General features: G+C 37.3%; 2 protein-coding genes. Both read left to right on the forward strand.

The genetic code is table 11. The annotated features are described in order from the left end of the window. A partial coding sequence (locus tag JU82_RS07845) for a hypothetical protein (protein WP_037949095.1) occupies nt 1-480 on the forward strand: 480 nt, incomplete at its 5' end. A 116-nt stretch (nt 481-596) separates the two neighbouring features. Next, on the forward strand, nt 597-1,100 hold the full coding sequence (locus JU82_RS07850) for an NUMOD4 domain-containing protein (RefSeq protein WP_294892567.1): 504 nt from the start codon (nt 597-599) through the stop codon (nt 1,098-1,100). The last annotated feature ends 247 nt before the right edge of the window (nt 1,101-1,347 follow it).

Here is a 1,347-nt window from a genome sequence, read left to right on the forward strand (position 1 = left end):
GTTAAAGTGAAAAAGTTAGTTTACAAGGCACGAAAAGAGGGAGATGTTTTCCACATCATAAACCGAAAGGTGATGGAGGAAGACCTCCGCTCTTTGCCGAAAGGGAACTACCGGATGACTATTGAATCCTGGAAGAGCAAAGCCAGTCATTCACAATTCAAATGGTTATACGGGGGTATTTACCCACAGATGTTAATAGCTCTGAACGAGGCCGGTTACGAGTTTACCAACACTGAAGAGGTTGACCAATTCTGTAAACTTATGTGGGCAAATAAAGACATCCTGAACCCCGAAACCGGGGAGTTGATGCGTATGCCACTGAGTAAGTCAGAGTTTCTTACGATTGATCACATGGGCTATGTAGCTTGTATTCGGAAATTCGCTTCAGAGTATTTGAATACTAACATACTTGATCCTGATAGCGACTGGAAAAAAAGGAAGCAAGAAATTGAAGCGGAATTACAAAAAAATAATTTGTAAGTTGAAAAACATTATTTATCTTTGGAAATGGATAGTCAGGAGTAGCTACCTGATGACAAGGGGAACCCGATCTCCCTTCCATTTCTTTGATCGGGATAATGAAATCGGGGAATAAAATGAAAGAAGTTTGGGTTGAGTTTGGGAGTAATGGTAAATACCTAATTAGTAACCACGGTCGGGTAATGTCAAATTTTAAATATTCTGGGATACGAAAAGACAGGAAGGCCGGATATCGTACAATAATACGCAAACCACAAATCGACAGGGATGGGTATTTGTTTTATTGTTTAAATATTGATGGAGTAAAACGTAAAACAATGCGGATACACAAAGAGGTCTTTAGATATTTTGTTGACAATACTTTTACAGGAAAGGATCAAATATGTCATTATGACGGAGATAAGAATAATAATTCAGTGTCAAATCTTTATAAGGGTGATGTTATTACAAATACGATTGACAAAATGCGGCATGGAACTATAAAACTAACTCCATGTGATATACTAAGAATTAGAGAGTTTCAGGGGTATATATCACAACGGGAGATAGGTGAATTATATGGCATTTCACAATCAAACGTCAGTCAGATACAACATAAAAAAACATTCTATTATATTTGACTGGAAAAAACGACGTAAAGAATTAATAAGTGAAATAGAAACGACATGAAAATAAAAATCATTAAAGCCAACGACGAAAGTTGGTACAGGCATTTAGTTGGTAAGGTAAGAGTCGCACGTCAGATAGATTACTTACCAGAGCTTTATATTCTCCGCAATTACAGGACATTGTTTCGTGGAGTGAGAAAAGAACACGCTGAAATAATTGAGCCATGAAGCCACAAACCCCTGAAGAACTGTTCAACCT

The organism is Sulfuricurvum sp. MLSB (assembly GCF_000747095.1).
GTDB lineage: Bacteria > Campylobacterota > Campylobacteria > Campylobacterales > Sulfurimonadaceae > Sulfuricurvum.